The sequence below is a fragment of the Providencia sp. AGC89 genome, from assembly GCF_053543535.1.
In genome coordinates this window covers 24,944-43,754 of record NZ_JBIXLP010000084.1, presented here as the reverse complement: position 1 = coordinate 43,754, position 18,811 = coordinate 24,944, and the positions used below count along the sequence as shown (strand labels likewise).

The 18,811-nt window shown below is 41.7% G+C and carries 15 protein-coding genes; 3 read left to right on the top strand and 12 right to left on the bottom strand.

The window, feature by feature from the left end:
• Positions 1-344: 344 nt before the first annotated feature.
• The 9 genes from deoB to ACIPUA_RS17885 all read right to left on the bottom strand — a co-directional run bounded on the left by deoB (position 345) and on the right by ACIPUA_RS17885 (position 11,332).
• Entirely contained in the window at positions 345-1,568 is a 1,224-nt protein-coding gene (gene deoB / locus ACIPUA_RS17925) for a phosphopentomutase (RefSeq protein ID WP_042849057.1), read from the bottom strand.
• A 53-nt stretch (positions 1,569-1,621) separates the two neighbouring features.
• Positions 1,622-2,944: a thymidine phosphorylase gene (gene deoA, locus ACIPUA_RS17920; RefSeq protein WP_449059941.1), complete on the bottom strand. Its 1,323-nt coding sequence runs from the start codon at positions 2,942-2,944 to the stop codon at positions 1,622-1,624.
• A 48-nt stretch (positions 2,945-2,992) separates the two neighbouring features.
• A complete protein-coding gene (gene deoC, locus ACIPUA_RS17915; RefSeq protein WP_048608471.1) occupies positions 2,993-3,772 on the bottom strand; it encodes a deoxyribose-phosphate aldolase in 780 nt (259 codons plus the stop codon).
• Positions 3,773-4,260: 488 nt separating this feature from the next.
• Positions 4,261-5,544, bottom strand: coding sequence for a NupC/NupG family nucleoside CNT transporter (locus ACIPUA_RS17910; protein ID WP_173424848.1), 1,284 nt, complete (start codon positions 5,542-5,544; stop codon positions 4,261-4,263).
• 304 nt (positions 5,545-5,848) lie between these two features.
• Positions 5,849-6,634 (bottom strand): TatD family hydrolase, encoded by a 786-nt coding sequence (locus tag ACIPUA_RS17905; protein ID WP_071547691.1) that lies wholly within the window; start codon positions 6,632-6,634, stop codon positions 5,849-5,851.
• Entirely contained in the window at positions 6,627-7,709 is a 1,083-nt protein-coding gene (locus ACIPUA_RS17900) for a patatin-like phospholipase family protein (RefSeq protein ID WP_131680811.1), read from the bottom strand. The genes ACIPUA_RS17905 and ACIPUA_RS17900 overlap by 8 nt, the downstream gene beginning before the upstream one ends.
• Positions 7,710-7,859: 150 nt before the next feature.
• A complete protein-coding gene (locus ACIPUA_RS17895; protein WP_042849062.1) occupies positions 7,860-8,270 on the bottom strand; it encodes a BON domain-containing protein in 411 nt (136 codons plus the stop codon).
• 195 nt (positions 8,271-8,465) lie between these two features.
• Positions 8,466-10,055, bottom strand: coding sequence for a peptide chain release factor 3 (gene prfC / locus ACIPUA_RS17890; protein WP_042849063.1), 1,590 nt, complete (start codon positions 10,053-10,055; stop codon positions 8,466-8,468).
• Positions 10,056-10,267: 212 nt separating this feature from the next.
• Positions 10,268-11,332, bottom strand: a complete 1,065-nt coding sequence (locus ACIPUA_RS17885) for a tartrate dehydrogenase (protein WP_048608596.1) — start codon at positions 11,330-11,332, stop codon at positions 10,268-10,270.
• 102 nt (positions 11,333-11,434) lie between these two features.
• Between ACIPUA_RS17885 and ACIPUA_RS17880 the strand changes: the two genes are divergently transcribed.
• Positions 11,435-12,352 (top strand): LysR substrate-binding domain-containing protein, encoded by a 918-nt coding sequence (locus ACIPUA_RS17880; protein WP_042849065.1) that lies wholly within the window; start codon positions 11,435-11,437, stop codon positions 12,350-12,352.
• A gap of 34 nt (positions 12,353-12,386) precedes the next feature.
• Entirely contained in the window at positions 12,387-13,292 is a 906-nt protein-coding gene (locus ACIPUA_RS17875; protein WP_042849066.1) for a helix-turn-helix domain-containing protein, read from the top strand.
• A 43-nt stretch (positions 13,293-13,335) separates the two neighbouring features.
• Here ACIPUA_RS17875 and ACIPUA_RS17870 read toward each other — a convergent pair whose 3' ends face one another.
• The 3 genes from ACIPUA_RS17870 to ACIPUA_RS17860 are packed head-to-tail and all read right to left on the bottom strand — an operon-like array spanning position 13,336 to position 16,920.
• Complete coding sequence (locus tag ACIPUA_RS17870; protein ID WP_042849067.1) at positions 13,336-14,289, bottom strand: PDR/VanB family oxidoreductase; 954 nt, start codon at positions 14,287-14,289, stop codon at positions 13,336-13,338.
• A 15-nt stretch (positions 14,290-14,304) separates the two neighbouring features.
• Complete coding sequence (locus ACIPUA_RS17865) at positions 14,305-15,753, bottom strand: NAD-dependent succinate-semialdehyde dehydrogenase (protein WP_042849068.1); 1,449 nt, start codon at positions 15,751-15,753, stop codon at positions 14,305-14,307.
• A 39-nt stretch (positions 15,754-15,792) separates the two neighbouring features.
• Positions 15,793-16,920, bottom strand: coding sequence for an aromatic ring-hydroxylating oxygenase subunit alpha (locus ACIPUA_RS17860; RefSeq protein ID WP_042849069.1), 1,128 nt, complete (start codon positions 16,918-16,920; stop codon positions 15,793-15,795).
• A 318-nt stretch (positions 16,921-17,238) separates the two neighbouring features.
• On the opposite strand from ACIPUA_RS17860, the gene ACIPUA_RS17855 reads away from it, so the two are divergent.
• Entirely contained in the window at positions 17,239-18,798 is a 1,560-nt protein-coding gene (locus ACIPUA_RS17855; RefSeq protein ID WP_449059940.1) for a BCCT family transporter, read from the top strand.
• Positions 18,799-18,811 lie beyond the last annotated feature (13 nt).

Genomic DNA, 18,811 nt, shown 5'->3' with positions numbered 1-18,811 from the left:
CGAACTACAGCTAAAAGCATGACGACAAAACTCGCCCATCGCCCTTTAATTGCTCGAAATTACCCTAAATAATTTGAGTTGTAGCAAGGCGGCAAGTAAAACCATCCCTATGAGCATACACAAGTATGTGATTAGGGTGTTTTTGTACAGCCAACGAACTACAGCTAAAAGCATGACGACAAAACTCGCCCATCGCCCTTTAATTGCTCGAAATTACCCTAAATAATTTGAGTTGTAGCAAGGCGGCAAGTAAAACCATCCCTATGAGCATACACAAGTATGTGATTAGGGTGGTTTTGTGCAGCCAACACCGCTACAGCTCAAAGTATGACGGGTAATGGGTATTAGAGCATTGGCTTACCATACTCCATCGGAGACAAATCAAAGTATTTTGCGACTGTTTGCCCTATGTCCGCGAACGTTTCACGGTGGCCTAATGAGCCTGGTTTAACTTTCGGGCCATAAATCAGCACTGGGATATGCTCACGTGTATGGTCAGTACCTGGCCAGGTTGGGTCACAACCATGGTCTGCGGTTAAAATCAGAATGTCGTCTTCTTTAACCAGTTTCATTAACTCAGGTAAACGACGGTCAAATAGTTCTAATGCAGCGGCGTAACCTGCTACATCACGGCGATGGCCATATGCGGAGTCAAAATCAACAAAGTTGGTGAATACAATAGTGTTATCACCCGCCAGCTTCATTTCTTCAACGGTCGCATCGAACAGTGCATCAATACCTGTTGCTTTGATTTTCTTAGTGATACCAACGTGCGCATAAATATCGGCAATTTTACCAATAGAAACGACTTCACCTTGTTTTTCATCAACTAATTTTTTTAATACTGTTGGAGCTGGTGGCTCAACTGCTAGGTCATGGCGGTTACCAGTACGTGTGAAGTTACCTGCTTTATCGCCAACGAATGGGCGAGCGATAACACGACCTATATTGTAACCACCTTTAGTTAGCTCTTCGCGAGCAATTTCGCACAGCTCATACAGTTTGTCTAAGCCATAGGTTTCTTCGTGACAAGCAATTTGGAATACAGAGTCTGCTGAAGTATAGAAAATCGGTTTCCCCGTTTTCATATGTTCTTCACCCAGTTGGTCAAGGATGACCGTACCTGATGAGTGGCAGTTACCCAAATAACCCGGTAAGTTGGCTTTTTTAACTAAGGTATCCAGCAATTCTTGTGGAAAACTATTTTCTTCATCAGAGAAATATCCCCAATCGAAAAGCACAGGCACACCTGCTATTTCCCAGTGACCTGATGGCGTATCTTTACCTGAAGAAATTTCGCTTGCATAACCGTATGCACCAATAATTTCTGCATTAGGATCTAACCCCGCAGGGAATGAACCGCTTGATTCTTCTCCTGCTTTACCTAAACCTAATTTAGTTAAGTTAGGTAAATGAAGAGGGCCTTTACGACCAATATCTGCTTCACCACGAGCACATGCATCTGCAATGTGGCCCAATGTGTTTGAACCTTCATCACCGAATTTATGCGCATCATGCGCTGCACCAATCCCAAAGGAATCTAAAACCATAATAAATGTGCGTTTCATATTTTTTCTCCCGCGGTACATTCAAGTCAACATACCACTAAAATCTCTGTTTATTACTCGCTGATTTGGCGATATACCATCGGTGTTTCTTGTGGAGCTTTATCTCCAATCACCATTGCATCCCGCACTTCTTTCGCAGCTTCTTCCCATGCTTTTTCACTGTTCGCATGGATAATAGCTAATGGAGTTTGTGTATCTACTTTAGAGCCTAACGCCGCGATATCACTCAAACCAACACTGTAGTCAATTGGGTCTGACGCTTTACGGCGTCCCCCACCTAACGTCACGACTGACATACCTAATGCACGGGTATCCATATGTGTGACAATACCGTCTTTTGGTGCATAGACCGCTTTGCTTAATACTGCGGTTGGTAGGTATTTACTGTAATTTTCAACAAAATCAACTGGCCCTTTTTGAGCCGCAACCATGCGCCCAAAGACTTCAGCAGCTTTGCCGTTATCCAATACCGCTTGTAACTTCTGGCGTGCTTCATCACGATTAGCCGCTAATGATCCAGACACTAACATTTCAACACACAGTGCCATAGTCACTTCATACAAACGTGGGTTACGGTATTCACCTGTTAAAAATTGTACGGCTTCACGCACTTCAACCGCATTACCTGCACTTGATGCCAATACTTCATTCATATCAGTCAATAACGCGGTTGTTTTGCAACCAGCGCCATTTGCGACCTTAACGATCGATTCTGCAAGTTGCTCGGATTTTTCATAAGTCGGCATAAATGCTCCGGAACCAACTTTGACGTCCATAACAAGAGCATCAAGGCCTTCCGCCAGCTTTTTACCTAAAATTGATGCGGTGATCAGCGGAATTGAATCAACTGTTGCCGTAATATCACGGGTGGCATAGAAGCGTTTATCTGCAGGTGCTAATGAGTTTGTTTGGCCAATAATGGCAACACCTACGTCTTTGATAATGTCACGAAAACGGGAATCATCAGGGAAAATATCGAAATTTGGAATTGCTTCGAGTTTATCTAATGTACCACCAGTATGACCTAAACCACGGCCTGAAATCATCGGAACATAACCACCACACGCTGCAACCATAGGGCCAAGCATCAGTGAAGTCACGTCGCCTACTCCACCAGTCGAATGTTTATCGACTAATGGGCCATTCAGGTTAAGTGATTTCCAATTAAGAACTGTCCCTGAGTCACGCATTGCCAATGTCAGAGCAACGCGTTCAGGCATCGTCATATCATTAAAATAGATAGTCATTGCTAATGCAGCAATTTGACCTTCTGATACTGAATTATCACGAACACCATTGATAAAGAAACGAATTTCTTCTTCACTTAGTGGTTTACCATCGCGTTTTTTACGAATAATTTCTTGTGCCAGAAACACGATATACTCCTTTAAAGTCGAATTTATCGGTTAACAATATTGCGAAAATTAATAATTGCTGCTTGATTTTTTAACGTCAAAACCTAGCGTATTTAATAAATTTGCTAATAAGCTTGATGCGCCAAAACGGAAATGGCGGCTATCAGCCCAATCGTCACCTAAAATTCTTCCTGCTAATGCTAAGTAATCTGCTGCTTCTTCTGCAGTACGAACGCCACCAGCCGGTTTAAAACCAACCGTTTTGGCTACGCCCATATCGTGGATCACTTGCATCATGATTTCTGCACTTTCTAATGTTGCATTAACAGGCACTTTACCTGTTGATGTTTTAATAAAATCAGCGCCAGCTTTAATTGAAATTTCAGAAGCTTTGCGGATCAATGCCGCCTCTTTTAATTCACCGGTTTCAATAATCACTTTCAGCAACACATTTGCCGCAGCACAAGCCTCTTTACAGGCTTTCACTAAATCAAAACCAATTTTTTCATTCCCCGCGATCAGCGCACGATATGGGAAAACCACGTCAACTTCATCTGCACCATAAGCAATCGCCGCTTTAGTTTCAGCTAATGCGATTTCGATGTCATCATTACCATGAGGGAAGTTCGTTACTGTCGCGATACGGACGTCTGGAGTACCTTGTTCACGTAATGTTTTACGTGCAATAGGGATAAAGCGAGGATAAATACAGATTGCAGCTGTATTACCTGCTGGGCTTTTCGCCTGATGGCATAATGCGATCACTTTTGCATCAGTATCGTCATCATTTAAAGTGGTTAAATCCATCAGGGTCAGCGCGCGTTGTGCGGCTGCTTTTAAATCAGTCATATAACTCTCCAACGTTGTTAATTCTTCAGAACGACACGTTCTTTGTTGGCGAGCGGGCTTGGTTCCTTAAAGATGCTAGTCGGATACTTTCCGAACTGAGCAGCTGAGATCCTTCTCACCGCATCATGCCCTAGAGTAACTTTACTCTGAGAACTAGCAGTTCCATAGCAGCTTACTAATGATAGTAGACCATGGAATAGCGTTATTTTATGTGCTACAAATCACATTAATCGACTGAATGTTACATTATTAAAATAATAAATGTGATACATATTACAATTATACCTAATCTGACGGCCATTTTATTCTCTCAAATGGCTTTTCGATACATGCTTTATCATTAATTTACTACGTTAAGAGTAGTTGAAAATTTTCGATTGATATAAAAATTCACAAAAGAATATAACGCATCAAATTAAAAACGGAAGGACAAGAGCCCTTCCGTTATATTTGTTTAAGAGAGCCAGCTTTTGCCCCTCGAAACAACATCAAGCAACTGCCGCTGCACCTAAAGTCAGGAAGAAGCCTGCAATTGTTGCACTCATTAAGTTAGACAGTGTACCTGCCATAACCGCTTTCATGCCTAAGCGTGCGACATCACCGCGGCGACTTGGCGCCATTCCGCCCAACCCACCTAATAAGATAGCGACAGATGATAAGTTAGCAAACCCACACAGCGCAAAAGAAATAATCGCTTTTGTATGGTCAGATAACACTTGTTTACCCGCGGCTAAAACCTCAGCATCTGCCTTCATGTACTCACCAAAGTTCATGAATGCAACAAACTCATTCACAACAATTTTTTGGCCAATGAAAGACCCTGCGACTGTCGCTTCGCTCCATGGCACCCCAATGAGAAATGCAATCGGTGCGAACAACCAACCGAGTAATAGCTCCAGTGATAATTGAGGATAATCAAACCAGCCACCAATTCCACCTAAAATACCATTAATTAACGCGATCAACGCGATAAAAGCCAATAACATTGCACCCACGTTCAGCGCAAGTTGCATCCCTGATGAAGCCCCTGAAGCGGCTGCATCAATAATGTTGGCAGGGCGCTCGTCTTCAGCAACTAAATCCGTCGCATCAACTCTGTCTTTAACATCTTCTGTTTCTGGTACCATCAGCTTGGCAAATAATAGCCCACCCGGCGCTGCCATAAAGGATGCAGCTATCAGGTATTCCATTGGGACGCCCATTTGAGCATAACCCGCCAATACTGACCCTGCAACAGATGCCAAACCACCACACATGATGGCGAATAGCTCAGATGTTGTCATTGTTGCGATATATGGACGTACCACCAGTGGCGCTTCTGTTTGACCAACAAAGATATTCGCTGTGGCTGATAACGATTCTGTTCTGGAGGTTCCTAAGACTTTTTGCAGACCACCGCCTAATACCTTAATCACTAACTGCATGATGCCTAAGTAATAAAGAACCGCAATCAGTGATGAGAAAAAGACGATGATAGGCAGCACGCGAAAAGCAAAAATAAAGCCGCCGCCACCAAATAATTCAAACATTTTATCGGAAACAAGGCCCCCAAAGATGAAACTCATCCCATCTTGACCATAACCAATAACTTTAGAAACAGCGTCAGACATTCCTTGGAGCACACTACGCCCCGCGGGAACATAAAGGACAAATGCGCCAATAACAAGTTGGATTAAAAATGCACCACCGACTGTGCGGAGTCGAATAGCCCGGCGATTGCTAGAAAATAGGACGGCTATCGCGATAAGCACCGCCATTCCTATAATACTCATAATGAGCTGCATGGAAGGATCCCTGTTCACTTGATTTTAAATTGATATATAAGGAAACGTGTACGTCACCTTGTCTCTTAGTTTGATGATTATACCTAGTCATCATGAATAACCCGCAATACTCATCACAAATACGTGGTGCAATAAACAATAAAAATTCAAATAATGTGACAAAAATCACAAACAAGACTCGGTTTAGTCTGGAAAGGCACTAAACATCTCATCAACCAAAGCAAAATATGAATGGAGCAAAATAGATAGGTAGCAAGCTTACATAAATATTATTTATCGTTTATTTGCGGTTTTACTCCGTTAGATTAAATAACGACAAACTATTGTTGTAAAGTTGTTGGGCAATTTCTGCGGGGGATTCGTGGCGAAGTTCACATAATGCACGAAAAACCCATTGAATACGTTCTGGCCGATTTGGCTCGCCTTGAAAACCTGACACTGGCATGTCCGGTGCATCCGTTTCTAGCAGTAACGAGGAAAGGGGTAAATTAGATATCACATTACGTGTTTTATTGGCTCTTTCATAAGTAATCGTCCCACCAACACCAATATAATAGCCAAGTTTAACAAAAGCTTGTGCTTGAGATAAGCTCCCTGCAAAGCCATGAATAACACCACAAGCAGGGACATCCATACGGCGCAATATCGCCGCTAGCTGATCGTGGCTTTTTCGTGAATGCAAAATAACAGGTAAATCGAATTGTTTTGCCAGCCTTAATTGTGCAGAAAGTATCTTTTGTTGATGCTCGAACTGTGGATTTTGCATGTAAAGGTCTAACCCTATCTCCCCTATCGCCACACAGTTTTTATCTTTTTTATTAAGGTAATCGACTAAAATATCAATGTGTTGATCTTGATACTGGCTTAAGTACAAAGGGTGAAAGCCCATCGCGGCATACAACGATGAGTGCTGCTGTGCGAGTTGCCACACGCGTGCAAAATTATCGACACTGACAGTTGGGATAATAATCTTACTCACCCCATTTTGCTTAGCAAGCGCTAAACTGTCAGTAAATGCATCACTGAAAGGTGGGAAATCAAAATGGCAATGGGTGTCAATAAACCGCAGATTATCCATCTAGCTTCTCACTAGCTTGCATCCCTTTTAGGGGCTGTGCAGCCATTGTAGGGACTAAATCTCGATGTTCTTCTGGCTCGATTTGTATATCAATCGGGTTTAATTCTATTTTTTGCTCTAAGGTACGGCTAAATCTACGCCTATTTTCAATAAACGCATCCCCAAGTGCCGCCATAAAATAGCGGCCGCATCGTCTACCCGTATGATAATCTTGGTTCAATGAAGAAACTTTACTTCCCAGCGCACTGCTCTTGAGTGGAACCGGTGGGTAAATTTCAAAGATCTGTACATCCTTAGGTGGATTTTCAATAAATTCCTGCGTCTTACGGTAGCTTTTAAGGTGAATTTTTAACATTGCAGCCATGCGCTGCAAGCCATTACTATCCCCCTCTAACCAGCGAGTCATTCTTTTCACCCATTCAGGCGTAAAATACATTTGTGATGGCACTGTACGGATCACAACAATCGTCTCAGCACCACGATGATAAGCCTCTTCAACTGGAACCGCCGCGCTGATCCCACCATCGAGGTACAAAGTCCCACCAAGCTCAACACCTGTTCGATAAAAACCAGGAATAGCGCTCGAAGCACGGATAATATCTAACCAAGAATCTGCTGTAGGTTGTAAGAACTCAGCCATAAAGTCATCGCTGCGGCTTGTCCCCATATAGAACTCGCGCCCTGATGCAAGTAATTCAAGCCCTGCTTGCATCCGCAATGGTAATTCTTTTGCCGTTGTTTCAACTAACCAGTCAAGGTCAATAAGGTGCCCCCCACGAATAAACCGTAGTGGGTTAAAGAAAGCAGAATTGGTGGTATAGCGAGTAATCACTCGTCGTGCATAACCTGCTTGGCCGCAGATATAAGCAGAAAGATTTTGTGCCCCAGCAGAGGTACCAATCATTAAGTCAAAAGGATTAAAATCGGAAATTAAAAACTCGTCCAGTACGCCCGCAGTAAAAATCCCTCGTTGCCCACCACCTTCACATATCAGTGCGGTTTTCCCCGAGTTAATGTTGTCTAAAAATGCGAGGGGCTCAATAGTGCCCAATGTCACTGCGACGTGTTTCCCCATACTACCCCTTAATCCGTTATTTCTTGTATTTTTGACTAAAGGCTCTCAAGCCACCTAAAAATAGAATGAGCCTTCTAACGAAAGCCCATTCTAACGGATCTGTATAATAAATATTCAGCAATTTGCGCTATTGATACATTTATTTACCAATCAGTTGGCAAGCACCAGACCATTTTGGACTGATTTCACCCCATTAACTTGTGATGCCACCAGTACAATTTTGTCAATTTGATCCGTCGAGGTGACAAAACCTGATAAATAAACCACTCCATTAACAGTTTTCACTGATACATTATTACTCGAAATACCTTTCGTACCGAGTAGTTTTCCTTTCACATCAGCGGTGATCGCAGAGTCATCAATATACTCACCCGTATTTTTTGCACCGCTCGAAATTGCATTTCCTGTATCTTTACCCGCCATTTCAACGGTTTTTGACGCGCTGTCCCACGTTTCTGAAGCTTGTTTTTTCAAAGCGCTATCTGATGATGAGCTACAAGCCGTGAGCGCCCAGCTCAACCCAATAACCCCCAAACAGCTTAATAGCGTTGCTTTTTTCATAAAAAACCTTCCTTTCACTGTGATGGACTAACTAATAATATAGCCTAAGTAAAAAAACGTTAAAAATAAAGAGAAAGAAGACAAAGACAGAATATTCTTGATGCAAATGCGATAAAAAACAGAAAAATAGGCTTTAAAAGAAGGTCGAAAGAAGATCCCCCGCTACAAAACTAGTAGCGGGAGAGAAAAAACGTATTAGTGTTCGCGTGTTTTACGGAACCTAACATCAGGGTAGCGTTCACTAGTGAGATTTAAGTTCACCATTGTTGGCGCAATATAAGATAGGTTATCACCGCCATCAAGTGCTAAATTTTGCTCATTTTTACGTTTAAATTCTTCGAATTTTTTCGCATCGTCACACTCAACCCAACGAGCTGTAGAAACGTTTACGGCTTCGTAAATAGCTTCTACGTTATACTCGCTTTTCAGACGTGCCACTACCACATCAAACTGCAACACACCGACCGCGCCAACAATTAAGTCATTATTGGTTAACGGACGGAAAACTTGTACCGCACCTTCTTCCGAAAGTTGAACAAGGCCTTTTAACAGTTGCTTTTGTTTTAATGGGTCACGTAAACGAATACGGCGGAACAATTCAGGTGCAAAGTTAGGGATACCCGTAAACTTCAACTCTTCACCTTGTGTAAAGGTATCACCGATTTGGATAGTCCCATGATTATGTAAGCCGATAATATCCCCCGCATAAGCATTCTCAACTTGAGAGCGGTCACCAGCCATAAAGGTTAAGGCATCAGAAATTACCACATCCTTTTTAATACGCACTTGACGTAGTTTCATGCCTTTTTCATAAGTACCTGAAACAATACGCATAAATGCAACACGGTCACGGTGTTTCGGGTCCATATTAGCTTGGATTTTGAACACAAAGCCCGTAAATTTTTCTTCTGTTGCTTTCACTTCACGCAAATCTGTTTTACGCGCTTGTGGTTGTGGAGCCCATTCGACTAGCCCGTCTAACATATGGTCAACACCAAAGTTACCTAAAGCCGTACCAAAAAATACCGGGGTTAACTCACCTTGCAAAAATGCTTCATGGTCAAATTCATGGGATGCGCCTTGAACAAGCTCAAGTTCATCACGTAATTGGGCTGCCAGTTCGTCTCCCACAGCAGCATCCAATTCAGGGTTATTTAACCCTTTAATAATGCGAATTTCTTGAATTGTATGGCCTTGACCTGTTTGGTATAGGATGGTTTCATCACGCAGTAAGTGGTAAACACCTTTGAATAATTTACCGCAACCTATAGGCCATGTGATTGGGCAACAGGCAATTTTCAGCTCGTTTTCCACTTCATCCATTAATTCCATTGGGTCGCGAATATCACGGTCCAATTTATTCATGAATGTTAAGATTGGCGTATCACGTAAGCGAGTAACTTCCATCAGTTTACGTGTCCGGTCTTCAACCCCTTTACCTGAGTCAATAACCATCAAGCAGCAGTCAACCGCAGTCAACGTCCGGTAAGTGTCTTCCGAGAAATCTTCATGCCCTGGGGTATCAAGTAGGTTAACAAGGCAATCGTTATAAGGAAATTGCATGACAGAGGTAGTAATCGAAATACCACGCTGCTTTTCCATTTCCATCCAGTCGGATTTAGCGTGCTGGTTAGAACCCCGGCCTTTTACCGTACCAGCCCGTTGAATAGCATGCCCGAACAATAACACTTTTTCAGTGATTGTGGTTTTACCCGCATCGGGGTGGGATATGATAGCAAACGTTCTACGTGTGCTAACTTCATGGAGAAAGTTCTGATCTGTCATTTAACCGTTCTTTTCGTTTATATACAGATTTGTATAGGCATTCGAAGAGGCTTGATTTGGCTCTAAGCGCAGCAAATCCGTTTTGTTAATCAAAATTGGTGGATATTTTCGCAGATCTTGGGGGTATTAACAATCAAAGCATCGAGGTACACGTAAAACAGTACCTCGACCCTGTAGCAAATTAGCTAAATGATAACAATATAAACCACTGGTTAAAGCGCCACTAAGTGAGCAATTTCCTCTCCAAGTGCTTGTGTACTGGCATCCCCACCCATATCACGAGTTAAGTTCCGGCGCTGTTTAATCGCGGTTTCCACTGCGCTCATAATAGTATCGTGGATATCTTGGCAGCCTAAATGCTGCATCATCATGGCTGCGGCCCAAATAGTACCGATTGGGTTTGCAATATTTTGCCCTGCAATATCTGGCGCAGAGCCATGAACTGGCTCAAACATTGATGGAAATTCTTTTTCAGGGTTAATATTTGCAGATGGTGCAATCGCAATCGTGCCAGTACAAGCAGGCCCTAAATCAGACAAAATATCACCAAATAAGTTTGACCCAACAATCACATCATAAAACTCAGGCATTCGAACTAAGTTGGCAGCAAAAATATCGATATGGAATTGGTCGACTTTAATTTCTGGGTATTGTTTTGCCATTTCAGCTACCCGACTGTCCCAATAAGGCATTGAATGAAACAAACCATTCGATTTAGTCGCGGAACTTAAATGTTTTTTGTCGCGCGATTGTGCTAAGTCAAACGCATATTTTAAAATACGGTCGGTACCTTTACGGGTGAAGATACTTTGCTGCAACACCATTTCTTCATCAGTACCTTCATATTGAATACCACCAATAGCCGAATACTCACCCTCCACGTTTTCACGCACCACATAAAAATCAATATCTCCGGGGTTTTTATCCGCAAGTGGGCACTTGATGCCATCAAACAAACGTACGGGGCGAAGATTCACATACTGGTTAAATGCGCGACGAATTGGCAGTAATAACCCCCACAAAGAAATATGATCAGGCACCCCAGGGAAACCAACCGCTCCTAAAAAAATAGCATCAAATTTTTTCAATTGTTCTAAGCCATCTTCAGGCATCATACGCCCCGTACGATGGTAAGTTTCACATGACCAATCAAAATACGTAAAGTTAAGCTTTATATTATGTTTACTCGCTGCCGCTTTTAAAACTTTTATCCCCTCAGGGATCACTTCTGTACCGATGCCATCACCTGGGATTACTGCGATATTAAATTGTGACATAGTGAAAACCTCTGATAAATGAATTGGGTATGTTTGTTCTCCAGTTTATGGCTTGCTGTGATAAAGTATAGGCATGAAGTGTAATCCTTAGGTTTACAAACTATGAACAAGCTCCCAGCATTAGAGGATATCCGCGTTTTTGTGACTGTTGCGCGCCTAATGAGTTTTTCTCAAGCAGCTCAGCAACTGTTGGTTTCCCCTGCTTATATCTCTAAACGAATTAAATTGCTCGAAGAAAATTTAGGGCAAATATTATTTTTTAGGACTGCTCGTTCAATTAAACTCACCCATGAAGGGCAGATAATTTTACGCAGTAGTGAAGCGATGTTAGCAGAACTTGAACATATGCAAGAGCAGCTTAATGCATGTCGAGAAGAGATCCGTGGCTCGCTTCGCATTAGTTGTAGCACCGGGTTTGGTAGTACATACATTAACCCGTTCATCCTCACATTACGGGAAAGTTACCCTTTACTAGGGATTGACCTTACACTGACAGATAAATCCGTCGATATTATCAATGAAAATATTGATGTTGATATTTGTATCGGAGGCGCCATTTCCGAGCAATTCATTGCTAGACGTATCGCCCATAACCAGCGGGTTTTATGCGCATCACCAAGTTATTTGGCTAAATATGGCTACCCTAAATATCCGCAACAGCTTGAGCAAAAACACTTGTGCATTGCTATCAAGGAACGCAACCAAGCTCCAGCTGTTTGGAAACTTGAGCAGCAACAAGAAAGTATGACAGTCACACCTAACAGTAAGCTGACCGTCAATAATGGTGAAGTAGCCAAACAATGGTGTTTAAGTGGCGAAGGCATACTGCTGCGCTCCCTATGGAGCGTGCTTCCCGAATTGCAATCTGGTCAATTGATACGTGTTTTACCACAATGGCACCAAACAGCAGATGTTTATGCTGTTTATTCGAGAAGTATCCGAACTAGTGCTAATCTTAGAGTGTTTATTGAAAATTTAGAGCAATTCCTCACCAACAATTTACACCATGAACGCACTTAATTAAGTTTTATTAGCAAAAGGTGGATATGCATTGATGATAGAAGCAGAGACATTCAAAGAACGTTTATTAAAACTGCTAAAACAGAAAAAAATGAGCCAATTAAAAGCAGCTGAAGCCCTTGGTGTCTCAAGAACCGCGGTCAATAAATGGACAAAAGGTGGCATGATAGATGAAGATAACCTTGAAAAACTCGCCACACTATTGGATGTCGACAAAATTTGGTTGAAATACGGTGAATACACCAATAGCCTAATTACTGTCACCAATGCAGGGGTCATGCGTAATATAAATGAAGTCCACCTCCAAGAATCTGCGGATATCGTCACATGGGAATGGGACTTAATGAGCGGAGAGCTCAATTACTCTGATAACGTTGAAGCCGTTTATGGCATCAAAATCACCAGTAATGAAGATTTCTGGGCATTAATGGATCACCACTCTAAAGAAAAACTGGTTAATGGTTATTCCAAAATCATCCGCGAAGGTGGAGCCCATGAAATGGATTTCAAAATTAACTGGGAAGGTGAATACCGCTGGATAACATCTCGTGCCACAGGTGTTCGGGGTTCAAATGGAAAAGTAACTAAATTAGTCGGGATTAGCTTAGACAATACTGAACGTAAAAATAATGAATTACGCTTACGTAAAATCAAATGCTACTTTGATGTTTTACTTTCTCATTTCAATCATCTTGTTGTTTTCACAGACAAAGCGGGTGAAATTTTAGCCAGTAATTTAAACAGCCTCTCATCTGAAATAGACTACCTCGACCTACAACGCTTATTGTATCAATTAGTCATTAGTCATAAATCATGGCTAGATGAAGTACTCGATACTGGCCGAGGGCAGGTTGTTTTTCAAGATAAACAAATTACAGCTTATCAACATGTTAATGATGAACAGCAGATATTTTTAATGTTTGAGTTAAAAGATATCTGAGTGGTTAATCATTGCCCCATTGGGTAATCATGGGGCAACACGGTTATAGGTCAAGCACTAGCCGCTTAGTTTTGGCGCGAGACACACACAGCATCATGGTTTTTTGCTGCGCTTTTTCATCATCATCAAGGTATAGGTCTCGGTGGTCTGCCTCCCCTTCTAATATTGCCGTTTCACAAGTACCACAGACTCCATTACGACATAAACATTCCACATTAATGCGTTTATCTGCTTCGATTGCCTGTAATATAGACATATCTTCACCAACAACTAAGCTAATCCCTGAACGCTGAAAATGCACTTCAAATGACTCACCTTCACTCGCGACTTCGCCAAAATTTTCAAAGTGAATCTGTGACTCGCCAAGATGTTTTTGACCTTCTTCAATCACATTATTAATTAATGATTCCGGACCACATACATAAACATGACTATGACTTGGTTGGCTTTTGATTAACTGCTCAACTGACATTCGCTGCCCTTGGCTGCTATCGTATACATGCAATCGGTCGCCAATACGCTCTTGTAAATGTTCGACAAAAGCCGCCGTTTTGCGGTCACGAAAACAGTAATGGAGTTCAAAATCCATATTGCCGTGCTCTAACTCATATAAATAAGAAAGAAATGGCGTAATACCGATCCCTCCAGCGATCAAAACATGCTTACACTTGTTGTTTTTCTCAAGCGAGAAAAAATTCTGGGCAGGGGATAAATATAAACTATCCCCTAAAGATAACTGCTCATGCATAAAAGCTGAGCCACCTTTTGAATTTTCATCACGCAGAACAGAAATGCAATAACTCCCACAGTGTTGCGGATCACTAATGAGTGAATACGCACGCTGTAAGCCAGCCTCTCCCCCCATATGAACGGTAACATGGCTCCCCGCACTAAAGGGCATAAAAGTACCGTCCTGTGCAACGAATTCGAACATTTTGATGTTTGGGCTAACCTGCTCTATTCGGCTAACATTTACCGCGATTTTTGCTTGGTTCATCACTGTTCTCCTTCCTTATCCAATATCGATACACAAGTACTTAATGCTTAAATAATCCTCAATGCCATAACGAGAGCCTTCTTTCCCTAAACCAGATTGTTTCACACCGCCGAATGGCGCAACCTCATTAGAAATCAAACCAGTATTGATGCCGACCATACCACTTTGCAGCTTTTCTGCGACACGATATACCCGATTCACATCCCGAGAGAAAAAGTACGCTGCTAGCCCATAAATAGTATTATTTGCCCGAGAAATTACTTCACTCTCATCATTAAAGCGGATCAATGTGGCAATAGGACCAAAAATTTCTTCATGAACAATGTCCATTGAATCATCAACATCTACCAATACTTTTGGATTAAAAAAGTTGGCTTGTTCTTTGATTTCATTACCTAATGTTAATAATTTAGCACCTTTCGCTAATGCATCTTGCAATAATGCATTCATTCCTTCTATTGCCTTAGATGTAATCATTGGCCCAATATCGGTACCCGCAGCAAGCCCATTTCCGACGGTTAATTTGGCCACTTCTGCGACAAACTTGGTTTTAAATTCGTCAAAAATAGCAGTATGAATATAGAAACGGTTAACACAAACACAGGTTTGCCCACCATTACGGAACTTGGCTTGAATAGCGGCAGTTACTGCTTTATCAATGTCTGCATCCTCAAAGACGATAAAAGGCGCATTACCACCGAGTTCTAACGACGTTTTCTTTATAGTCGATGCACACTGTTCTGATAATATTCGGCCTACTTGTGTCGAACCTGTAAACGAAAACTTACTGATAAGCTCATGTTTTGTCAGTCTTTCGCCTAAAATACGCGATTCCCCCGTCACAACATTAAAAACCCCTGCTGGAATACCCGCCTCATCGGCCAATTGAGCTAATGCAAGAGCCGTAAAAGGTGTTTCTGTCGCTGGTTTTATGATAATGCTACACCCTGCCGCAAGAGCCGGTGCCGCTTTACGGGTGATCATCGCAGCGGGGAAATTCCATGGTGTAATGGCACTACACACCCCGATAGGTTGCTTAATTGTCGAAATCCGGTTACTCCCAACAGTCTGAGGGATAGTCTCCCCATAAACACGTTTACCTTCCTCTGCAAACCATTCTATAAATGAAGCGGCGTAGCGAATTTCACCTTTAGCTTCATGTAATGGCTTACCCTGTTCTAAGGTCATTAAGCGACCGAGATCATCAACATTGGCTTCGATAAGCTCAAACCAACGTCGTAAAATGATAGAACGAGCCTTGGCGGTAAGCTGCTGCCAACCTTCCATCGCCATGTGAGCTTGCTCAATAGCCTCATCCACTTGTCTTGCCGACAAGCTGGGAATTTCTCCCAGCACAGATTGGTCAACAGGATTAGTCACAGGGATTTTCTGACCTGAATCAACCCATTGCCCATTGATATAACATGTCTGACGAAATAGCGCTGGGTTAGTTAACTTATGCATTTGTGACTTCTCCTCGTTCATTTATATTCAATAACGTAATTACTCGCTATGCGCACCAGCTAAAATCTTATGGAAATGAGCCACACCGTGTTCACTAATACCACTGCGTTGCCTATCTACCATAATTCTGCCTTGCCCACGGTAACCGCGAGATCTCAAGCCTTTTTGAACACTTTCAACGAGACGTAAATCTTCAGGACGAAAAACGGTACGATACCATTCGACTAAATTTTTCTGGTACTCCGTCAACTCTTCATTAAGGAAGTAAATATCATAATGCTGCAATGTTTCTCCGGCATTGACAGGGAACTCATAGATAACCGTCATAAAATCCCCTCCTGGCGGCATATTGAACATTGTGCTTGGCCAAATCCAAAAACCAAAGAAACGAGGATCTAATACAGATTCATCAAACTGATATGAAGACTCTGAAGGTTTAGCTTTACCGATTTGTACGGTCCAGTTATCCAATAATTGATGTTCATATACGCTAACATCCACTGAACTCGCGAAACTAACATGGTTAGTCGGGCAGTGATAACATTCAATATAATTATCAACGATAGTTTTCCAATTAGCTGGGGTACGGCTGACAAAACGTGCTGCCAATTTTAAATCACCAATCACAGCACAGGCTTCTTGCATTTTTTCTGCTAAACCAGGTAATTGCTGTTCAATTGGTTGAGGTTCTTCAGTTGTCATATTGACATAAATAAACCCTGCATGTTCAGTCACATGGAAAGAGCTTAATGACATGGCATCTGATTCAAAATTATTCACATTCTCACAATTGGTTGCATGTGCTAATTGACCATCCAGCTTGAATGCCCATGCATGATAAGGGCAAGTAATCACATTCTTAACTTTGCCACTTTCACCACTGATTAATTGGTGACCACGATGTGGACATACGTTATAAAAACCACGTAAAACATCATCACGACCACGAACGATCACGAGGCTTTCACCAATAAGTTCACGAGTGATATACGAGTTTTTTTCTTTTACTTCACTGATATGGGCAACACAAACCCATGAATTAGCAAATATTTTTTCTTTTTCATACTCAAAAATATCATCAGAAGTGTAATAACGTGCAGGGATCGTCCATGCGTTATCAATATCAAGGTGATCATTGATCGAAATGACTTTGGTTGCATTGCTCATAATTGCCCTCACTTTGTAAACTTATAGTTAACATATTTTTTATGGATGTTAATCCAGATCTCAATAATGATCAAACAAAATATTGACTAAAATTTATTCATGCATTATTTCATCAATAAAAACAATATAATAGGTAATATATATTTACCGATTCTGTTAATGACAAGTTAATTATTTGTTGACTACGCAATCTTTGCATGGCTATTCTCTGTAAACCAACAGTAGCTATTAACGAAAAATAACCTTACAAACACAATAGGAATTCCCTGCAAGCCAACTCTCATACAAAAAAAATAAGTGAGCAACCGGAGAAGAGGTATGATGAATCATAAGAAGTCTATATTTTACGTGTCGTTAGCCTTTAGTTTGGCGCTAATTAGTTTTGGCGCCTTTATCCCTGACAAACTGGAAGCATTTTCACACTCAGCTTTAAGTTTTATCTACAACAACCTAGGTTGGTTTATCTTAGGTTCCGTTTTTATCTTTTTTGCCTTTTGTATGTTCCTTGGTTTTTCTAAATTTGGGCACATTCGTCTAGGCGATGATGATGACAAGCCGGAATACAGCACCGTCACTTGGATTGCGATGCTATTTAGCGCATCAATTGGCATTAGCTTAATGTTTTGGGGGGTAGCGGAACCCGTCTCCTATTATATTAGTCCACCAATTGGCCAAGGCTCTACAGAGCAATCAGCCAAAGCGGCGATGCAATATGTCTACCTACACTGGGGGGTATCAGCTTGGGCTTGTTATGCACTCGTCGGCGTTGCATTAGGTTACTTTCAATTTAGAAAGAAACTCCCTGCATCAATGAGCTCAGTATTTTACCCATTACTTGGTGATCGTATTTACGGCTCGATTGGTAAATGGATCAACGTGTTAGTGATGCTTTCCATCGTTATCGGTATCGCAACATCACTCGGTTTTGGTACACTACAAGTTAACAGTGGAATGAACTATTTGTGGGGGTTACCAATTAGTATTTATGTACAAATTGGTTTAATTGCCATTATCACCGTCGTATATATCGCTTCCACTATTTCAGGGCTGCAGGGGGCAATTAAGCATCTATCCAACCTAAATATCGTACTTGCTATAGGGTTGATGGCATTTATCTTTATCTCTGGTCCAACACAAACGATTTTAAAAGTGTTATTCCAAGGCATTGGTGATTACGTACAAAACTTTGTCAGTATGTCTTTTCGCACCGAGCCGTACAACGATGGAACTTGGATTGCGAACTGGACACTCTTTTACTTCGGTTGGTGGATTGCATGGGCACCATTAGTCGGTAGCTTTGTAGCGCGTATCTCAAAAGGCAGAACGATTAAAGAATTTATGATTGGTGCCGTATTCATTCCTGTATTAAGTGCATTCGCTTGGTTCGCCGTGATGGGTGGGTCTGCAATCCATCTTATTCAAAACCTAGGACAAACAGCACTGGCTGACGCAGTAAAAACCGATGTTACTTCTGCGTTATTTAAATTTTTAGATTATTTTCCAGCCTCAACCTTTATTAGTATGATAGCTATTGTTCTGGTGTTGATTTTCTTTGTTACCTCAGCAAACTCAGCGGTTTTCGTACTCGGTATGGTAAGTGAAAATGGGAACCCAAACCCATCTCATGTGACGAAAACAATTTGGGGTGTGATCATTGCAGCGATTGCAATAGTACTCATCATGACTGGGGGGTTATCCGGCTTACAATCAGCCCTTGTTGCGATGGCCGTTCCATTATCTATCATGATGCTAATCATGTGTTATTCCACCTATAAAGGCCTGAACGAAGAAGTGAATGCACAAGCAGAAGCAAAAATACAACAGAAAGAAGATATTAAGCTGATGAATAAAACCATTCTTTCGGAAACAGAAAAATAAGAACCTAAATAAC